General features: G+C 61.7%; 16 protein-coding genes. 14 read left to right on the plus strand and 2 right to left on the minus strand.

The features are described 5' to 3' along the window. The first annotated feature begins 6 nt into the window (after positions 1-6). The 14 genes from ASE80_RS02415 to pdeM all read left to right on the plus strand — a co-directional run bounded on the left by ASE80_RS02415 (position 7) and on the right by pdeM (position 16,978). Positions 7-1,122, plus strand: a complete 1,116-nt coding sequence (locus ASE80_RS02415; RefSeq protein ID WP_056857508.1) for an ABC transporter substrate-binding protein — start codon at positions 7-9, stop codon at positions 1,120-1,122. A gap of 155 nt (positions 1,123-1,277) precedes the next feature. Further along, on the plus strand, positions 1,278-2,336 hold the full coding sequence (locus tag ASE80_RS02420; protein ID WP_056857509.1) for a FecCD family ABC transporter permease: 1,059 nt from the start codon (positions 1,278-1,280) through the stop codon (positions 2,334-2,336). Continuing rightward, entirely contained in the window at positions 2,333-3,118 is a 786-nt protein-coding gene (locus ASE80_RS02425) for an ABC transporter ATP-binding protein (RefSeq protein WP_056857510.1), read from the plus strand. Before ASE80_RS02420 ends, ASE80_RS02425 begins: the two co-directional genes overlap by 4 nt. Before the next feature lie 92 nt (positions 3,119-3,210). Next, positions 3,211-3,855 carry a glutathione binding-like protein gene (locus ASE80_RS02430; protein WP_056857511.1) on the plus strand — a complete coding sequence of 215 codons (645 nt, stop codon included), beginning with the start codon at positions 3,211-3,213 and terminating at the stop codon, positions 3,853-3,855. Positions 3,856-4,048: 193 nt separating this feature from the next. Continuing rightward, positions 4,049-6,490 carry a penicillin acylase family protein gene (locus tag ASE80_RS02435; RefSeq protein ID WP_056857512.1) on the plus strand — a complete coding sequence of 814 codons (2,442 nt, stop codon included), beginning with the start codon at positions 4,049-4,051 and terminating at the stop codon, positions 6,488-6,490. Between the two features lie 154 nt (positions 6,491-6,644). After that, a complete protein-coding gene (locus ASE80_RS02440) occupies positions 6,645-7,649 on the plus strand; it encodes a ligase-associated DNA damage response exonuclease (protein ID WP_056857513.1) in 1,005 nt (334 codons plus the stop codon). Beyond that, positions 7,646-9,280 (plus strand): ATP-dependent DNA ligase, encoded by a 1,635-nt coding sequence (locus tag ASE80_RS02445; RefSeq protein WP_056857514.1) that lies wholly within the window; start codon positions 7,646-7,648, stop codon positions 9,278-9,280. The genes ASE80_RS02440 and ASE80_RS02445 overlap by 4 nt, the downstream gene beginning before the upstream one ends. Before the next feature lie 328 nt (positions 9,281-9,608). Further along, a complete protein-coding gene (locus tag ASE80_RS02450) occupies positions 9,609-10,388 on the plus strand; it encodes a transporter substrate-binding domain-containing protein (RefSeq protein ID WP_017137173.1) in 780 nt (259 codons plus the stop codon). Between the two features lie 60 nt (positions 10,389-10,448). Next, positions 10,449-11,177, plus strand: coding sequence for an ABC transporter permease (locus tag ASE80_RS02455; protein ID WP_017137172.1), 729 nt, complete (start codon positions 10,449-10,451; stop codon positions 11,175-11,177). Beyond that, positions 11,174-11,884, plus strand: a complete 711-nt coding sequence (locus ASE80_RS02460) for an ABC transporter permease (RefSeq protein WP_056857515.1) — start codon at positions 11,174-11,176, stop codon at positions 11,882-11,884. Before ASE80_RS02455 ends, ASE80_RS02460 begins: the two co-directional genes overlap by 4 nt. A 9-nt stretch (positions 11,885-11,893) precedes the next feature. Beyond that, a complete protein-coding gene (locus ASE80_RS02465) occupies positions 11,894-13,012 on the plus strand; it encodes a succinylglutamate desuccinylase/aspartoacylase family protein (protein WP_056857516.1) in 1,119 nt (372 codons plus the stop codon). Between the two features lie 13 nt (positions 13,013-13,025). Then, positions 13,026-13,790 carry an ABC transporter ATP-binding protein gene (locus ASE80_RS02470; RefSeq protein WP_056857517.1) on the plus strand — a complete coding sequence of 255 codons (765 nt, stop codon included), beginning with the start codon at positions 13,026-13,028 and terminating at the stop codon, positions 13,788-13,790. 57 nt (positions 13,791-13,847) lie between these two features. Beyond that, positions 13,848-16,328 (plus strand): ligase-associated DNA damage response DEXH box helicase, encoded by a 2,481-nt coding sequence (locus ASE80_RS02475; protein WP_056857518.1) that lies wholly within the window; start codon positions 13,848-13,850, stop codon positions 16,326-16,328. Next, complete coding sequence (pdeM, locus tag ASE80_RS02480; RefSeq protein ID WP_056857519.1) at positions 16,328-16,978, plus strand: ligase-associated DNA damage response endonuclease PdeM; 651 nt, start codon at positions 16,328-16,330, stop codon at positions 16,976-16,978. The genes ASE80_RS02475 and pdeM overlap by 1 nt, the downstream gene beginning before the upstream one ends. A 25-nt stretch (positions 16,979-17,003) precedes the next feature. Here pdeM and ASE80_RS02485 read toward each other — a convergent pair whose 3' ends face one another. Next, positions 17,004-17,204 (minus strand): hypothetical protein, encoded by a 201-nt coding sequence (locus ASE80_RS02485; protein ID WP_017137167.1) that lies wholly within the window; start codon positions 17,202-17,204, stop codon positions 17,004-17,006. A gap of 107 nt (positions 17,205-17,311) precedes the next feature. Continuing rightward, positions 17,312-17,878, minus strand: a complete 567-nt coding sequence (gene dcd / locus ASE80_RS02490) for a dCTP deaminase (protein ID WP_017137166.1) — start codon at positions 17,876-17,878, stop codon at positions 17,312-17,314. Positions 17,879-18,128 lie beyond the last annotated feature (250 nt).

Below are 18,128 nucleotides of genomic sequence, written 5' to 3' on the forward strand. Positions count from 1 at the left end.
CTTTCCATGTTCAAACCTCGTAACGTGCTTAAGCTCGGCGTGCTGTGCGCCGCGCTGGTCCTCGGCCACGCCGAAACTGCCGCTGCCCATGAAGTCACCGACGTGTTGGGCCGCAAGGTCGAGGTCAAAGACCACGTCAAGCGTGTGGTGCTGGGCGAAGGCCGCTTGATTTCGGCGTTTGCCTTGCTCGACAAGGACGCGCCGTTCCAGCGCATCGTCGGCTGGCAGAACGATTTGAAGCTGCTGGACCAGCACACTTACAACGCCTATGTGGCGAAGTTTCCGACGGTCAAAGACATCCCGTTGATCGGGCAGGCGTCGGAGCAGAGTGTCAGTGCCGAGGAAATTCTCTCGCTGAAACCGGATCTGGCGGTGTTCAGCATTTCGGGCCACGGCCCGACCGAACACAGCGCGGTGGCAGACGTGCTGGCCAAGGCCGGCATCCCGGTGTTGTTCGTCGACTTTCGGATCAACCCGGTGCAAGGCACCCACACCAGCATGAACGCGCTGGGCCAGGCCTTGGGCCGTGAAGCCCAGGCCAAGGCGTTTCTGGGTTTCTATGACCAGCACATCAAGGCCATCACCGACGCCGTTGCCACCTTGCCTGCCGGCGCGCGCCCGAGTGTGTTCCTCGAATTGCTGGCCGGTGCCTGGCAGGCGCCGGGGCACACCACCGGCAAAAGCGGTATGGGTGAAGTGATCAAGCTGGTCGGCGGGCGCAATATCGCCGCCGACGTGGTGCCGGGTGCTCTGGGGGATATCAGCGTTGAATACGCGCTCAAGGCCGACCCGGATGTGTACGTGGCCACCGGCAATCACACACCGGGGCTGATTCTCGGCGCTGGCGTGAGCACAGATGAAGCCCGCAAGGCGTTAGATCGTGTGCTGGCGCGGCCGGAGTTCGCCAACCTGCGTGCCATCCGCGCAGGCGATGCCCACGGCCTGTGGCATGACTTTTACAACTCGCCATACAACTTGCTGGCGATAGAAGTATTGGCCAAATGGGTGCACCCGGAACTGTTCGCCAAGCTCGACCCGCAAGCGACTATGGAACAGATCAACCAGCAGTTTCTGGGGATGCCGTTGCAGGGTGCTTACTGGATTGACGCCAAAACCAAGTAACCCCTAGCGCCATGCAGGAATGCAGTCAGTGTGGGAGCTGGCTTGCCTGCGATAGCGGTGTGTCAGTCAATAAAAGGGTGACTGATATTCCGCTATCGCAGGCAAGCCAGCTCCCACATTTGGATTTTCGTTGTTTTCAACATTGTGTGAGCCCCATGACCACTCAAACCCTCGACCTTGCCAGCGCCACTCACGGCTATCGCCGCTTGCTGGCCCGGCGTGCCTGGCTGCTGGCGCTGCTCGGCATCGCATTGGTCTGCGCCATTTTAGTCGACCTGGCCAGCGGCCCGTCGGGCATGGGCCTGTTAGCGTTGCTCGACGGCGTCCTGCATCCGTCACACCTGAGCGCCACCGACCACGTGATCATCTGGAACGTGCGCCTGCCCTACGCGCTGATGGCGGTGCTGGTGGGTTGTGCGCTGTCGCTGGCGGGGGCCGAGATGCAGGCGATCCTCAATAACCCGCTGGCCAGCCCGTTTACGCTGGGCGTGTCGTCGGCGGCTGCGCTGGGCGCTTCGTTGGTCATCGTGTTTCCGGTGACCACGCTGTGGGTGTCGGCCAACACCGCGATTTCCATCTCGGCGTTTATCTTTGCCGCCGCCTCGGTGTTTTTGCTGCAAGCCATGTCACGCCTGCGCGGTGCCGGGGTGGAAAGTTTGGTGTTGTTCGGCATCGCGCTGGTGTTCAGTTGCAACGCCGTGGTGGCCTTGCTGCAACTGGTGGCCACCGAAGACGTGTTGCAACAGTTGGTGTTCTGGACCCTGGGCAGCGTGACCCGCGCCAACTGGGACAAGCTCGGCATCCTCGCCTTTGTTGTCGCCGTGGTGCTGCCGTTTTCCTTCGCCGCCGCGCCACGCCTGACCCTGCTGCGTATGGGCGAAGACCGCGCACAAAGCTTTGGCGTGGACGTGAAGCGCCTGCGATTTTTCTCGTTGCTGCGTATCAGCCTGCTTTCAGCCACCGCCGTGGCGTTTGTAGGCACCATCGGTTTTATCGGCCTGGTGGGGCCGCATATCGCGCGGATTCTGGTGGGTGAAGACCAACGTTTCCTCCTGCCCGCCAGTGCGTTGACCGGCGCCTTGCTGCTGGCGCTGTCGTCGATTGCCAGCAAACTGATCATGCCCGGCGTGATTGTGCCGGTGGGCATCGTCACCGCCTTGGTGGGCGTACCGATTTTTGTGGTGTTGGTGTTCAAGCGCGGGAGGCAGTTATGAGTGCGGGGTTATCGGTACACAACGCCACGGTCAGCTACGGGCGTCGGCAGATTGTGCATGAGCTGAGCTTGCCGACCCTGCCCCACGGCAGCCTCACCGCCTTGATCGGCCCTAATGGCGCGGGTAAATCCACGCTGCTGCGGGCCATTGCCGGGCTGGAAAAGATGCAAGGTGTGGTCAGGCTGGGTGACCTCGACCTGTCGGCCATGTCGGTGGCCGAGCGTGCGCGCCGCGTGACGTACATGCCGCAAAACCTGCCGCCGGGCCTGAGCCTCAGCGTGATGGAAAGCGTGATCGCCGCACTGCGCGTGGCCAATGTGGAGGGCATTCCATTGTCCAGCGAGGCCTGCCTGCGCGAAGCCTTCGAAGCGTTGCAGCGTATCGGCATCGCGCATTTGGCCGATCAACTGCTGAGCACGTTGTCCGGCGGCCAGCGCCAATTGGTCAGCCTCGCGCAGCTGATTGCGCGGCGCCCGCAAGTGATGCTGCTCGACGAACCCACCAGCGCGCTTGACCTCAACTACCAACTGAAAGTCATGGACTGCGTGCGCGCGCTGGTGCGCGAACACAACTTGATCGCCGTGGTGGTGCTGCACGACATCAACCTGGCTGCACGCTTCGCCGACCATATTGCCGTGCTGCGCCAGGGACGGTTGTACGCCAGCGGCGTGGCGGATGAGGTGCTCGACCCGGCGTTGTTTGCCGAGGTCTATGGCGTACAGGTGCGCATTGAGCGGTGCTCGCAGCAGTCATTGCAGGTGCTGGTCGATGGGGCGGTGTGATGGCGTCTAAGGTTAGAAGCAAATGTTTGATTGAATTATTGCCCTGCGATCATCACCTATAGAGACAGGCATTCGCTCATTTGGAGAGCTTCATGATCGACCTGTACTACTGGACCACCCCCAACGGTCACAAAGTGTCGCTGTTCCTGGAAGAAGCCGGTCTGCCCTATACGGTGCACCCGATCAACATCGGCCAGGGCGAGCAGTTCAAGCCGGACTTCCTGAAGATCGCTCCCAACAACCGCATCCCGGCGATCGTCGATCACAACCCGACCGACGGCGGCGCGCCGATTTCGCTGTTTGAATCCGGCGCGATCTTGCTGTACCTCGCGGAAAAAACCGGCCAATTCATTCCAAAAGACCTGCGCGGCCGCCAGGAAGCGCTGCAATGGCTGTTCTGGCAAATGGGCGGGCTGGGGCCTATGGCGGGTCAGAATCATCACTTCAGCCAGTTCGCACCGGAGAAAATCCCCTACGCCATTAAACGTTATGTGGATGAAACCGCGCGCCTGTACGGCGTGCTGGACCGACGCCTGGCAGATCGCGCGTTCGTGGCGGGCGAGGACTACAGCATCGCCGATATGGCGATCTACCCCTGGATTGTTTCCCACAAGTGGCAAAGCCAGCGTCTGGAGGATTTCCCGCACGTGCAGCGCTGGTTCAACCGCATCAAGGAACGGCCAGCGACGGATCGGGCGTATGAACTGGTGCAGAAAGTGAATCCGCCAAAATCCTGATTAGCCGAGGATCGTTCCCACGCTCCGCGTGGGAATGCCGCCCCGGACGCTCCGCGTCCCCCCCCAAAAGCGTGACGCCGAGCGTCACAAAATGCATTCCCACGCAAAGCGTGGGAACGATCCTGCTTGCGTCGTTTCGCCGCGCTCACTAACGTAGCGCCTTTAATGACGCTACCCCCGCAGGAGCTTTGCCATGGCCTCGCCAGCCCTCTCACACTTTATCCCCCGGTTCGGCGTTGCCGCGGCAGTGGCCAGTGCTTTAAGCCTGGCCGGTTGCCAGCTCCAGAGCACCCAGGACACCCTGCCGCCGGTGGCCGGTGTGCAACCGATCAAGGGCCTGGCACAGAATGTGTCAGTGCGCCGCAATGCCCAGGGCATGCCGTTGATCGAAAGCAACACCTTCCATGACGCGCTGTTCAGCCTCGGTTATGTACACGCCAGCGACCGCATCACGCAAATGGTCACTTTGCGCCTGCTGGCTCAAGGCCGCCTGGCGGAGATGTCCGGGCCGCAGGTGCTGGATGTCGACCGTTTCATGCGCGCGGTCAACCTGAAAAAAAGCGCCGGTGAGCTGTATAACGCTTCGTCGCCGCGCCTCAAGCGCTTCTTTGAAGTGTATGCCCGTGGTGTCAATGCCTACCTGTTCCGCTACCGCGACAAGCTGCCGACGGATTTGGCCCAGACCGGCTACAAGCCCGAGTACTGGAAGCCGGAAGATTCGGCACTGTTGTTCTGCCTGCTGAATTTCAGCGAGTCGAGCAACCTGCAGGAAGAACTCTCGTCGCTGGTGCTGGCGCAGAAAGTCGGGGCCGACAAGCTCGCCTGGCTGACGCCGAGTGCGCCGGACGAGCCAATCCCGATGGACGAAGCCGACAAGCTCAAGGGCGTGAACCTCAGCCAGGTCACCGGCCTTGCCGGGCTTGAAAGCGTCGGCCAGCAGTTGAACAGCCTTAACGCACTGGCCGTCACCACCTCCAACAACTGGGCCATCGGCCCGCAACGCAGCCGCAGTGGCAAAAGCCTGCTGGCCAGCGACCTGGCAGCCCAGCCACAAGCGCCGTCGCCGTGGAACTACGTGCAGATCCGTGCCCCGAAATACCAGGCGGTCGGCGTCTCGATTGCCGGTTTGCCGACCCTGCTGTCCGGCTTCAACGGCAAAGTGGCGTGGAGCATGAGCGCGGTAAAAGGCGACACCCAGGACCTGTTCCTGGAGAAGGTCAAACGCCAAGGCAGCGCGTTGTACTACGAGAACAACGGCAAATGGCTACCGGCCGTCGTGCGCAACGAAACCTACTTCGCCAAGGGCCAGCGGCCGATTCGCGAAGTGGTGTACGAAACCCGCCACGGCGCCCTGCTCAACAGCAGCCAGGCACTCACCACCGGGTTCGGCCTGGCCCTGCAAACCGCCGACCTCAAGGACGACAAGAGCCTGGACGCGTTCTTCGACCTGTCCCGCGCCCAAAGCGCCGGCAAGGCCTCGGACGCGACCCGGGAAATCCGCGCCATCGCCCTCAACATGATGTTTGCCGACGCGAGCAGCATTGGCTGGCAAGTCACTGGCCGCTTCCCCAACCGCCGCGAAGGCCAGGGCCTGCTGCCCTCGCCGGGCTGGGACGCGCGCTTTGACTGGGACGGCTACGCCGACGCGATGCTGCACCCTTACGATCAAGACCCGGCCCAAGGCTGGATCGGCACGGCCAACCAGCGCACCGCGCCACGCGGCTACGGCATGCAATTGTCCAACTCCTGGGATGCCCCGGAGCGCAGCGAGCGCCTGGCGCAACTGGCCAACGCCGGCAAGCATGACAGCCGCAGCATGATCGCCATGCAGTACGACCAGACCACCACGTTTGCCGCCAAGCTCAAGACCATGTTCCAGGCGCCGGGCATGGCCCAGCCGCTGAAACAGGCAATCGATGCGCTGCCGGCAGCCGACGCCGTGAAGGCCCGCGAGGCGCTCAGTCGCTTGATGACCTTTGACGGTCGCCTGGCACCGACCTCCGCCGATGCGACGATCTATGAGCTGTTCCTGCAGGAAAGCACCAGGCAGATCTTCCTCGACGAACTCGGCCCGGAAACCAGCGCCAGTTGGAAAGCCTTTGTCAGCAACGCCAACCTGTCCTATTCCGCCAACGCCGACCACCTGCTGGGCCGTGAAGACAGCCCCTTCTGGGACGACGTACGCACCGCGCAAAAAGAAGACAAACCGGCGATCCTCGCCCGCAGCCTTGCCGCCGCCATCACCGCTGGCGACAGCCAATTGGGTGGCGATCACAAGGCCTGGCAGTGGGGCAAACTGCACACCACCACCTGGAAAAACAGCAATGGCCAGGTGATCCGCGGCCCGTTTGCCAGTGGCGGCGACCACAACACTCTGAACCCGGCGCCGTACAGCTGGGGGCAGGATTTTGTGACCACCCAAGTGCCGGCGCTGCGCATGATCGTCGACTTCAGCCAAATCGAACCGATGATGGGCCAAGGTGGCATCGGCCAATCCGGCAACCCGGCCAGCCCGAACTATGCGAACGGCATCGATGCGTCGCTCAAGGCGCAATACCTGAGCTTCCCGATGCAGCCGCAGAACTTTGACAAGGTGTATGGGAAAACCCGCTTGACCCTCACACCCGGCAAGTAACCCGGTGATCGTTCCCACGCTCTGCGTGGGAATGCATCCTGTGACGCTCCGCGTCACGCCATCAAAATGTGGGAGCTGGCTTGCCTGCATTTAGATAGAACTTCTCAAGTCTCGCTCCCCTCATACCTGATAAGCCCACTGCCCCGGCACGCCCATGGACCTTGTCATCGCCCGCCCCGAAGGCCTCTATTGTACTGCGGGAGATTTCTACATCGACCCCTGGCGCCCGGTGGACCGCGCCATCATCACCCACGCTCACGGCGACCACGCCCGCACCGGCAACCAGCATTACCTGGCCGCCGCTCCAGGCGAAGGTATCCTGCGCTCGCGACTGGGCCAGGACATCAACCTGCAAACCCTGGCCTACAGCGAAAAACTCAACCACCACGGCGTCACCCTGAGTTTTCACCCCGCCGGGCATGTGCTCGGCTCCGCCCAGGTGCGCCTGGAATACCAGGGCGAAGTCTGGGTAGCCTCCGGCGACTACAAAGTCGAGCCCGACGGCACCTGTGCGCCCTTTGAGCCGGTGCGTTGCCACACCTTTATTACTGAATCCACTTTTGGCCTGCCGATTTACCGCTGGCAGCCCCAGGCGCAGATTTTTGCCGGGATCAATGACTGGTGGCAGGCCAATATCGCGGTCGGCAAGGCCAGCGTGTTGTTCTGTTACTCCTTCGGCAAAGCCCAGCGCATCCTGCATGGCATCGACGCCAGCATCGGCCCGATCCTCAGCCATGGCGCGGTCGAACCGCTGAACCGTGTGTACCGCGAGGCCGGCATTTATATCCCTGAAACCCTGTATGCCGGTGACTTCAAAAAGACTGACCCATTACTGCGCCAGGCACTGATCATCGCCCCGCCGTCTGCCGGTGGCAGCAGTTGGATCAAGCGCTTCGGCGACTACAGCGACGCTTTCGCCAGCGGCTGGATGCGCCTGCGTGGCACGCGACGGCGGCGCGGTGTGGACCGAGGCTTTGTGCTCTCGGACCACGCCGATTGGCCCGGATTGCTGTGGGCCATCGAACAGACCGGCGCCGAACGGGTGATGGTCACCCATGGCTCTGTCGGCGTATTGGTGCGCCACTTGCGGGAAAAAGGCCTGGATGCCCAGGGTTTCACCACCGAATACGGCGATGACGAAGAAGAGGCTACGGCATGAAAGCCTTCGCCGAGCTGTACGCCAACCTCGACGCCACCACCTCCAGCAACGCCAAGCTGGCCGCGCTGCAAGCCTACTTCCGCCAGGCACCACCCGAAGATGCGGCCTGGGCCGTATATTTCCTCTCCGGCGGGCGACCCCGGCAATTGGTGCCAACCCGTCTGCTGCGTGACATGGCCACCGCAGCGTCGGGCATAGAACCTTGGTTATTCGAAGAAAGTTACCAATCAGTGGGCGACCTGGCCGAGACCATTTCGCTGTTGTTGCCCGAATCCTCCTACACCTCGGAAGACGGGCTGGCGGTATGGCTGGAAGAAAAGTTGCTGCCCTTGCGGGGTCTGCCGCCGCTGGAATTGGCTGAACGCCTGCCCGCGTTATGGGCACAACTCGATCAACCGAGCCTGATGGTGTGCATCAAATTGATCACCGGCAGTTTTCGCGTCGGCGTGTCGAAACTGCTGGTCACCCGCGCCCTCGCCGCCATGGCCGACCTGGACAGCAAACGTGTGGCCCAGCGCTTGGTGGGCTACACCGACCTGTCCAACCGGCCTACGGCCGAAGGCTACCTCAAGCTGATCGCCGCCGAATCGTCCGATGAACATGCGCAACGCGGCGGGCAGCCGTATCCTTTTTTTCTGGCCCATGGGCTGGCGCAACCGGTGGAGCAATTCGACGCCCTGCTCGGCGCAACCGCCGACTGGCAGGTGGAATGGAAGTGGGATGGCATTCGCGCGCAACTGGTCAAGCGCGAAGGTCGCCTGTGGGTTTGGTCGCGCGGTGAAGAGTTGGTCACCGAGCGTTTCCCCGAACTGCACAGCCTGGTCAGCGGCCTGCCGGATGGCACGGTGATCGATGGCGAAATTGTGGTGTGGAAGGACGCGGTGCAACCCTTTGCCCTGCTGCAACAGCGCATCGGCCGTAAAACCCTGAGCAAAAAAGTCCTGGAGGATGCGCCGGTGGCTGTCCTCGCCTACGACTTGCTGGAATATCAGGGCGACGACTGGCGCAACCACACCCAGGCCGAGCGACGCGCCCAGCTTGAGCAAGTGATTGCGCAGTGCAACCAGCCCGTACTGTTGCCATCGCCCTTGCTGACGGGCGCGAGCTGGAAGGACCTGGCTGAGCAACGCGAAGACTCTCGCCGCCTCGGCGTGGAAGGCATGATGCTAAAAGCCCGCGACGGCCTGTACGGCGTGGGCCGCACCAAGGACATGGGCGTGTGGTGGAAATGGAAAGTCGACCCGTTCAGTGTCGACGCCGTATTGATTTACGCCCAGCGCGGCCATGGCCGGCGCGCCAGTTTGTATAGCGATTACACCTTCGCGGTGTGGGACGGCCCACCCGGCACTGAACGCACGCTGGTGCCATTCGCCAAGGCGTATTCAGGGCTGACGGACGAAGAAATGCGCAAGGTCGACGCCATTGTGCGCAAGACCACGGTGGAGAAATTCGGCCCGGTCAGCAGCGTAACGCCCAGCATGGTGTTTGAGCTGGGGTTTGAGGGGATTGCCTTGTCCAAACGCCACAAGAGCGGGATTGCCGTACGGTTTCCCAGAATGTTGCGGTGGCGGCAGGATAAGACAGTGGAAGAAGCCGACAACCTCGGCACGTTGCAGGATTTGTTGACCTGACCCCTTCCCCCCAAACACTGCAGAACCCTGTGGGAGCCGGGCTTGCCCGCGATGGCGGTGGGTCAGCTTAGAGAGATTGGGCAGACACACCGCTATCGCGGGCAAGCCCGCTCCCACATATTGAATTTCATTTACTCCAAAATGGTGCACTGAATTTTCCATGCCCATTTTCGGGCATCTCCTACACTCACATCTCCCTTATCCCACCTTTTAAAACACTCATTCGGAACTATGGTGCAGAAATTGCTACTTGTGATCCGTCTGACACCGTTCAGTAACAGTCCTAACCGCGCCACAAGCGCTTATCTTGGTTTCCAGGGATTACATAATGAAAAAAGCATTGCTGACCCTTTCTGCACTGGCTCTGTGCATGGCTGCTGGTACCGCGCTGGCCAAGGAATACAAGGAATTGCGTTTTGGTGTCGATCCTTCCTACGCGCCATTCGAGTCCAAGGCCGCCGACGGCAGCCTGGTAGGCTTCGATATCGACCTGGGCAATGCGATCTGTGCCGAGCTGAAAGTGAAGTGCAAGTGGGTTGAAAGCGACTTCGACGGCATGATTCCAGGCCTCAACGCCAACAAGTTCGACGGCGTGATTTCCTCGATGACCGTGACTGAAGCCCGTGAAAAGGCGATCGATTTCTCCAGCGAGCTGTTCTCCGGCCCGACGTCCCTGGTGTTCAAAAAGGGCGCGAACTTCTCCACGCCTGAGTCCCTCAAGGGCAAATCCGTGGGCTACGAGCAAGGCACCATCCAGGAAGCCTACGCCAAGGCCGTGCTGGACAAAGCCGGTGTGACCACCAAGGCCTACGCCAACCAGGATCAGGTTTACGCCGACCTGACCTCGGGCCGCCTGGACGCTTCCGTGCAGGACATGCTGCAAGCCGAACTGGGCTTTTTGAAGTCGCCGGCCGGCGCTGACTACGAAGTCAGCAAGGCCATCGACGACCCACTGCTGCCATCGAAAACTGCGGTCGGTATCAAAAAAGGTAACAAAGACCTCAAGGCTCTGCTCGATAAAGGTATCAAAGCGTTACACGATGATGGCACCTACGCCACCATCCAGAAGAAACACTTCGGCGACCTGAACCTCTACAGCGGTAAATAACACCCCGGCGCCCACCGGTTTGCGGTGGGCGCTTTTTTATCGCCATTAGGTCCTGAATTCATGTTTGAAGATCTTTTGCAAACCCTGGGGCTGGGTGCCTTCAGCTTGAAGGGGTTCGGCCCGCTATTGCTGCAAGGTACGTGGATGACCGTGAAACTGTCGGTCGCCTCCCTGGCCGTCAGCGTCCTGCTCGGCCTGCTCGGCGCCAGCGCCAAACTGTCCAGCGTCAGCCTGATCCGCATCCCTGCCCAGCTCTACACCACCTTGATTCGCGGCGTGCCCGACCTGGTGCTGATGCTGCTGATTTTTTACAGCCTGCAAATCTGGCTGACCGGCTTTACCGACTTTATGGAATGGGACTACATCGAAATCGACCCATTCAGCGCCGGGGTCATCACCCTGGGCTTCATCTATGGCGCCTATTTCACCGAGACCTTTCGCGGCGCGATCCTCGCCGTGCCCCGCGGCCAGCTGGAAGCGGCGACCGCCTACGGGCTCACACGCGGGCAGCGGTTTCGCTTCGTGACCTTCCCGCAGATGATGCGCTTTGCCTTGCCGGGCATCGGCAACAACTGGATGGTGATGCTCAAGGCCACCGCGCTGGTGTCGATCATCGGTCTGGCGGACCTGGTCAAGGCTGCGCAGGATGCGGGCAAGAGTACTTATCAGCTGTTCTATTTTCTGGTCATCGCGGCGCTGATCTACCTGCTGATCACCAGTGCATCCAACGTCGTCCTGCGCTGGCTTGAGCGCCGCTACTCCGCTGGGTCCCGGGAGGCCGTGCGATGATCGAACTTCTTCAACAATACTGGCGGCCCTTCCTGTACAGCGACGGCCAACACATCACCGGGCTGGCGATGACCCTGTGGCTGCTCAGCGCGGCGCTGGTAATCGGCTTTCTGGTCTCGATCCCGTTGTCCATCGCCCGCGTCTCGCGCAAACGCTCCATACGCTGGCCGGTGCAGTTCTACACCTACCTGTTTCGTGGCACGCCGCTGTATATCCAGCTGCTGATTTGCTACACCGGCATCTACAGCATCGCCGCCGTGCGCGCGCAGCCGGTGCTGGATGCGTTCTTTCGCGATGCGATGAACTGCACCATTCTGGCCTTCGCCCTTAACACCTGCGCGTACACCACGGAGATTTTCGCCGGTGCGATCCGCAGCATGGCCCACGGCGAAGTCGAAGCGGCCAAGGCGTACGGCCTGAGCGGCTGGAAGCTCTATGCCTACGTGATCATGCCCTCGGCCCTGCGTCGCTCGCTGCCCTACTACAGCAACGAAGTGATCCTGATGCTGCACTCGACCACGGTGGCATTTACTGCGACGGTGCCGGACATTCTCAAGGTGGCGCGGGACGCCAACTCGGCCACTTACATGACCTTTCAATCGTTCGGCATCGCTGCGCTGATCTACCTGACCGTGACCTTTGCGCTGGTCGGGCTGTTTCGTCTGGCGGAGCGCCGCTGGCTGGCCTTTCTCGGGCCCAGCCACTAAGGAGTCGTCATGCGTCATCAGGTACATGAACTGATCGCGCCGGTGCCCGGCACGGCGCGGCAGGTTCACAGTTTCCACTTCGGCCCGGAACAGGCTGAGGGCAAGGTTTACATCCAGTCATCACTGCATGCCGATGAGCTGCCAGGCATGCTGGTGGCCTGGCACCTGAAGCTGCGCCTGGCGGAGCTGGCAGCGGCCGGGCGCCTGCGCAGCGAGATCGTGCTGGTGCCCATCGCCAATCCGGTGGGGCTTGAGCAGGTCTTGATGGACATTCCATTGGGCCGCTACGAGCTGGAAAGCGGGCAGAACTTCAATCGCCTGTTTGTCGATCTCAGTGAGGCAGTCGGCGATCAGGTCGAAGAGTTGCTGGGCGACGACCCCGTGCACAACGTCGAGCTTATTCGCGACGCCCTGAGCCTGGCCCTTGCGGCGCAAACGCCCGCGACCCAGCTGCAATCCCAGCGCCTGGTGCTGCAACGCCTGGCCTGTGATGCCGACATGGTGCTGGACCTGCATTGCGACTTTGAAGCCGTGGCGCACCTGTACACCACGCCCGAGGCGTGGCCGCAGGTGGAACCGCTGGCGCGCTATATCGGCTCGGAGGCCAACTTGCTGGCGACCGACTCCGGCGGGCAGTCGTTCGACGAGTGTTTCACGCTGGTGTGGTGGCAGTTGCAGCAACGCTTCGGCGAGCGCTTCCCGATCCCGATGGGCAGCTTTTCGGTGACCGTCGAACTGCGCGGCCAAGGCGACGTCAACCACGGCCTGGCGGCGCTGGATTGCCAGGCGATCATCGATTACCTGACTCACTTCGGTGCCATTACCGGTGACGCGCCGCCACTGCCCGAACTGCCCTACCCGGCCACGCCGCTGGCGGGCGTGGAACCGGTGACCACGCCGGTCGGCGGCTTGCTGGTGTTCTGCGCCCTGCCCGGTGAATACGTGGAAGCCGGGCAACTGCTCGCCGAAATCATCGACCCCATTACTGACCGCGTAACGCCTGTGCACTGCCAACATGCCGGCCTGCTTTACGCCCGTTCGCTGCGGCGCATGGCAACTGCCGGCATGGTGATCAGCCATGTTGCCGGCACGCAAGCCTACCGCAGCGGCTACCTACTTTCGCCTTGAGGATGCACGCCCCATGTACAAATTGACCGTTGAAGGCCTGCATAAAAGCTATGGCGACAATGAAGTGCTCAAAGGTGTTTCGCTCAAGGCCAAGACCGGTGACGTGATCAGCCTGATCGGCGCCAGCGGCTCAGGCAAAAGTACCTTTTTGCGCTGCATCAACTTTCTGGAAACGCCCAACGACGGCGCCATGACCCTTGATGGCCAGCAGATCCGCATGGTCAGCGACCGCCATGGCATGCGCGTGGCCGATGACGCCGAATTGCAACGCCTGCGCACGCGGCTGGCGATGGTGTTCCAGCATTTCAACCTGTGGAGCCATATGAGCGTGCTGGAAAACATCACCATGGCGCCGCGCCGGGTACTGGGTTGCAGCAAGAAGGACGCCGAAGACCGTGCCCGTCGCTACCTGGATAAGGTCGGGCTGCCGGCACGCGTGGCCGATCAATACCCGGCGTTCCTCTCTGGTGGCCAACAGCAACGGGTGGCCATCGCCCGCGCCCTGGCCATGGAGCCGGAGGTGATGCTGTTTGACGAACCCACCTCGGCCCTCGACCCGGAACTGGTCGGCGAAGTGTTGAAAGTAATCCAGGGTTTGGCCGAGGAAGGCCGCACCATGATCATGGTCACCCACGAGATGAGTTTTGCGCGCAAGGTGTCGAACCAGGTGCTGTTCCTGCACAAGGGCCTGGTGGAAGAGCAAGGCACGCCCGAAGATGTGTTGGGCAATCCGAAGAGCGAGCGCCTGCAGCAATTTCTGAGCGGTAACTTGAAGTAAACCTTTGCCACGCCTGGAGGGTCTCTGACATAGAGCCTCCAGAGCGTCAGCCGCCGAATGGCAAAACCCCTCGATTTCGCCAAAACATGGTTTGCCGCCAAGGGCTGGAAGCCGTTCGCCTTTCAAAAAGCCGTATGGGCGGCCGTTAAAGAAGGCCAGTCAGGCCTGCTGCACGCCAGCACCGGCGCGGGTAAGACCTATGCGCTGTGGTTCGCCGCCCTTAACCGCTTCGCCGTCACTCGCCCGCCCGCTACCGGTAAACGCAAAGCGCCCGCAGAGCCGCTGACGGTGTTGTGGATCACGCCTATGCGCGCCTTGGCCGCTGACACGGCACGCGCCCTGGAGGCGCCACTGGCGGCACTGGAGATTCCCTGGAGCATCGGCCTGCGCACGGGGGATACCAGCAGCAGCGAACGCGCGCGCCAGACCCGCCGCCAGCCCACCGCGCTGGTGACCACCCCGGAAAGCCTGACACTGATGCTCGCACGTGCCGACAGTGAGACGAGTCTTACGCACCTGCGCATGGTGATCGTGGATGAGTGGCACGAACTGATCGGCAATAAGCGTGGCGTGCAGTTGCAATTGGCGTTGGCGCGCTTGCGGCGCTGGCATCCGGATTTGATGGTGTGGGGGATTTCCGCGACGCTGGGCAACCAGTCCCACGCCCTTGAGGTTCTGGTCCCACAAGGCGGCGGGATCAATGTGCAGGGGCAGACGGCTAAAGAACTGAAGGTCGACACCTTGTTGCCGCCCACTGTCGAGCGTTTTCCCTGGGCCGGGCATATCGGCTTGAAGATGCTCCCGCAGGTGGTGACCGAAGTGGAGGCCAGCAGCAGTTGCCTGGTGTTTACCAATACGCGCGCGCAGTCGGAGATCTGGTACCAGGCGCTGCTGGAGGCGCGCCCGGATTGGGCGGGTTTGATTGCCCTGCACCATGGCTCGCTGTCGCGTGAAACCCGCGACTGGGTGGAGCGCGCCCTGAAAGACGGCCAGCTCAAAGCGGTGGTGTGTACCTCAAGCCTGGACCTGGGTGTGGATTTCCTGCCGGTGGAGCGCGTGCTGCAAATCGGCTCGGCCAAAGGCGTGGCGCGCCTGATGCAACGCGCCGGGCGCTCTGGCCATGCGCCAGGCAGGCCATCACGGGTGACGTTGGTGCCGACCCATAGCCTGGAACTGGTGGAAGCCGCCGCCGCCCAGGACGCGATAGCGCAGCGGCGCATCGAAGCTCGCGAATCGCCCTACAAGCCTTTGGATGTGCTCGTACAACACCTGGTGAGCATGGCCCTGGGCGGTGGTTTTACCCCGGATGCACTGTTGACGGAGGTGCGTGGTGCCTGGGCTTATCGTGACCTTACTGACGCCGACTGGGCCTGGGCGCTGGGGTTTGTGCGCCATGGCGGCCTGTCGTTGACGGCCTATCCGGATTACCGCCGTGTGGAGCCCGATGAGCATGGCGTGTGGCGCGTGCCGGATGCACGCCTGGCGCGACGCCATCGCATGAGCGTGGGCACGATCGTCAGCGATGCGAGTATCCAGCTCAAATTCTGGAGCAAGGGCGGCGGCGGCAAGAATCTGGGCAGTGTCGAAGAAGGCTTTATCGCCCGGCTCAAGCCTGGCGACGGTTTTTTGTTTGCAGGGCGTTTGCTGGAGTTGGTGCGCGTGGAAAACATGACGGCGTATGTACGCCGCAGCACCGCGAAAAAGGCGGCCGTGCCGCGCTGGAATGGCGGGCGCATGCCGCTATCCAATGAATTGGCGCAAGCGGTGGTCGAGCGCTTTGATGCAGCCGCCCACGGGCACTTCGACGGCCCGGAGATGCACGCGGTGCAACCTCTGTTACAAACCCAGTTGCGCTGGTCAGGTCTGCCGACGCGTGCACGCTTGCTGGCGGAAGCCCTGAAGTCACGGGAGGGCTGGCACCTGTTCCTCTACCCGTTCGCCGGGCGCCAGGTGCATCTGGGGCTGGCGAGCCTGCTGGCGTGGCGGGTCAGCCAAGGCCAGCCGGTGACCTTTTCGATTGCGGTGAATGATTACGGCCTGGAACTGTTGAGCGCCACCCCGGTGGACTGGCCGGTGTTGTTGAACGAAGCGCTGCTGAGCCCGGCCAACCTGCTGGTGGATGTAGCCGCCAGCCTGAACGCAGGGGAACTGGCGCTGCGCCGCTTCCGCGAAATCGCCCGCATCGCCGGGCTGGTGTTTGCCGGTTACCCCGGCGCGCCGAAAAGCACGCGGCAGGTGCAAGCTTCCAGCGGCTTGTTCTTTGAGGTGTTCAAACAATATGACCCAGAGAACCTTTTACTGACCCAGGCCGGGGAAGAAGTCCTGCGTGATGAGTTGGATATTCGTCGGCTCGAAGAGACACTAAGCCATCTGTCGGCACTGAAACTCGACCTGCATCTAATCGAACGGCCGACGCCGCTGGCTTTTCCCCTGCTGGTGGAACGAATGCGCGAGAGCATGAGTTCGGAGAAGCTGTCCGAGCGCATTGCACGCATGGTCAAGGACCTGGAAAAAGTCGCGGATAACGGGAAACGCTGATGCATCATTTGCTGACGCTTGAGGGTGAGGAGTTGTGGCTGCTGGCGGAGAAGGCGATTTACTGGCCCGCGCGCCAGTGCCTGTTGATCGCCGATGCGCATTTTGGCAAGGCCTCGGCGTATCGCAGCCTCGGGCAACCGGTGCCGCAGGGCACCACCACCGAAAACCTGCAGCGCCTGGACCGTCTGTTATCGGCACTGCCGTGCACGTGGGTGATCTTTCTCGGCGACTTCCTGCATGGCCCTGGCTCACACGCCAGCGGCACCCTGAGCGCCTTGAGAGCCTGGCGCGCGCGCAATCACCAACTGAACCTGACCTTGATTCGCGGCAATCACGATAAACGCGCTGGCGACCCGCCTGCCGACCTGAGGATTGAAGTGGTGGCCGAGCCGATGTTGATGGGGCCGTTCGCGCTGCAGCATGAACCGGATGCCCACCCCAGCCATCATGTGCTGGCCGGGCATGTACATCCGGTGTACCGGCTGCGCGGCAAAGGCCGTCAGAGCTTGCGACTGCCGTGCTTTCAGATCGGCTCGCGGATCAGCTTGCTGCCGGCGTTCGGGGCTTTTACCGGCGGTTATTCCGTGGAGAAAAGCGATGATCGGCGGTTATTTGTGATCGGCGATCAAGACGTATGGCCGGTGCACTGAAGCGCCAGCCATGTCTTTTGATAAATCAGGCGACAGGCGCGGGAGGCGGCTCATCGGGAAGGACTGGCTCACCGGGTTCGGTGGGCTGCTGTGGCCAATCTTCGTCAGGTTGACCAGGGATGCCGCCCGCATATGCAGGGTCGGCCATCAGGGACCAGGCCAAAACACCAATCTGGTTGGGTTCAAGCCGGGCGAGTTCGGCGCTGATTCGCGGGTCGATCTTCATAAAGTACTCCTCAAGCGTGGCTCGGCGCGTTTTGCACGCGCCGAGGCAGTACACCCAATAGAGTCACTTCACGCAGACTAATTCCCTTTACGTGTAAGACCTTTCGATCAAGCGCGTGGGAGAGTGACGCCGCGCTGGCCCTGGTACTTGCCGGCGCGGTCTTTATAAGACACTTCACAGGCTTCGTCGGACTGCAGGAACAGCATCTGCGCCACGCCTTCGTTGGCGTAGATCTTGGCCGGCAAGGTGGTGGTGTTGGAGAACTCCAGGGTCACGTGGCCTTCCCACTCCGGCTCAAGCGGCGTCACGTTAACGATGATGCCGCAGCGTGCGTAGGTGCTTTTACCCAGGCAGATGGTCAGCACATCACGGGGAATCCGAAAGAATTCCACGGTGCGCGCCAGGGCAAAGGAGTTTGGCGGAATGATGCACACGTCGCTCTTGACGTCGACGAAGCTCTTTTCGTCGAAGTTTTTCGGGTCGACGATCGCCGAGTTGATGTTGGTGAACACCTTGAATTCATCGGCGCAGCGCACGTCGTAGCCGTAGCTGGACACACCGTAGGAAATCACGGGAGCCGCGCCTTCGCCACGGATCTGGCGCTCAACGAAGGGTTCGATCATGCCGTGTTCTTGCGCCATGCGGCGAATCCACTTGTCCGATTTGATGCTCATGGCGGGTGTCCTGAATAGCGAGGTGGAAAAATTCTGTTGGGCATCTTACCGGGGCCGGCCTTGGGGTTCAAAGGGCGCGGGGCATTTGTTGATGAATGTGCTGCCTGCCATAAGCGGCGGCCACTGTGGCCGGGGCCGACGCAGCAGCGCCAGGCGACTGTAAATACCACCGCCAGTCACGAAAATAGAGAAACCTTCGGAAATACCATTGGCACGTTCGGTAAAAACGGTTAAGGTGACGTCACTGTGT

Source organism: Pseudomonas sp. Leaf15 (assembly GCF_001421425.1).
In the GTDB taxonomy this organism is placed as follows: domain Bacteria; phylum Pseudomonadota; class Gammaproteobacteria; order Pseudomonadales; family Pseudomonadaceae; genus Aquipseudomonas; species Aquipseudomonas salomonii.

Coding starts and splice junctions, on each gene's coding strand:
- ASE80_RS02460 (WP_056857515.1), top strand. CDS start 11,174: ATGATCGAACTTCTTCAACAATACTGGCGGCCCTTCCTGTACAGCGAC.
- pdeM (WP_056857519.1), top strand. CDS start 16,328: ATGCATCATTTGCTGACGCTTGAGGGTGAGGAGTTGTGGCTGCTGGCG.
- ASE80_RS02445 (WP_056857514.1), top strand. CDS start 7,646: ATGAAAGCCTTCGCCGAGCTGTACGCCAACCTCGACGCCACCACCTCC.
- ASE80_RS02475 (WP_056857518.1), top strand. CDS start 13,848: ATGGCAAAACCCCTCGATTTCGCCAAAACATGGTTTGCCGCCAAGGGC.
- ASE80_RS02470 (WP_056857517.1), top strand. CDS start 13,026: ATGTACAAATTGACCGTTGAAGGCCTGCATAAAAGCTATGGCGACAAT.
- ASE80_RS02420 (WP_056857509.1), top strand. CDS start 1,278: ATGACCACTCAAACCCTCGACCTTGCCAGCGCCACTCACGGCTATCGC.
- ASE80_RS02415 (WP_056857508.1), top strand. CDS start 7: ATGTTCAAACCTCGTAACGTGCTTAAGCTCGGCGTGCTGTGCGCCGCG.
- ASE80_RS02465 (WP_056857516.1), top strand. CDS start 11,894: ATGCGTCATCAGGTACATGAACTGATCGCGCCGGTGCCCGGCACGGCG.
- ASE80_RS02450 (WP_017137173.1), top strand. CDS start 9,609: ATGAAAAAAGCATTGCTGACCCTTTCTGCACTGGCTCTGTGCATGGCT.
- ASE80_RS02425 (WP_056857510.1), top strand. CDS start 2,333: ATGAGTGCGGGGTTATCGGTACACAACGCCACGGTCAGCTACGGGCGT.
- dcd (WP_017137166.1), bottom strand. CDS start 17,878: ATGAGCATCAAATCGGACAAGTGGATTCGCCGCATGGCGCAAGAACAC.
- ASE80_RS02435 (WP_056857512.1), top strand. CDS start 4,049: ATGGCCTCGCCAGCCCTCTCACACTTTATCCCCCGGTTCGGCGTTGCC.
- ASE80_RS02440 (WP_056857513.1), top strand. CDS start 6,645: ATGGACCTTGTCATCGCCCGCCCCGAAGGCCTCTATTGTACTGCGGGA.
- ASE80_RS02485 (WP_017137167.1), bottom strand. CDS start 17,204: ATGAAGATCGACCCGCGAATCAGCGCCGAACTCGCCCGGCTTGAACCC.
- ASE80_RS02455 (WP_017137172.1), top strand. CDS start 10,449: ATGTTTGAAGATCTTTTGCAAACCCTGGGGCTGGGTGCCTTCAGCTTG.
- ASE80_RS02430 (WP_056857511.1), top strand. CDS start 3,211: ATGATCGACCTGTACTACTGGACCACCCCCAACGGTCACAAAGTGTCG.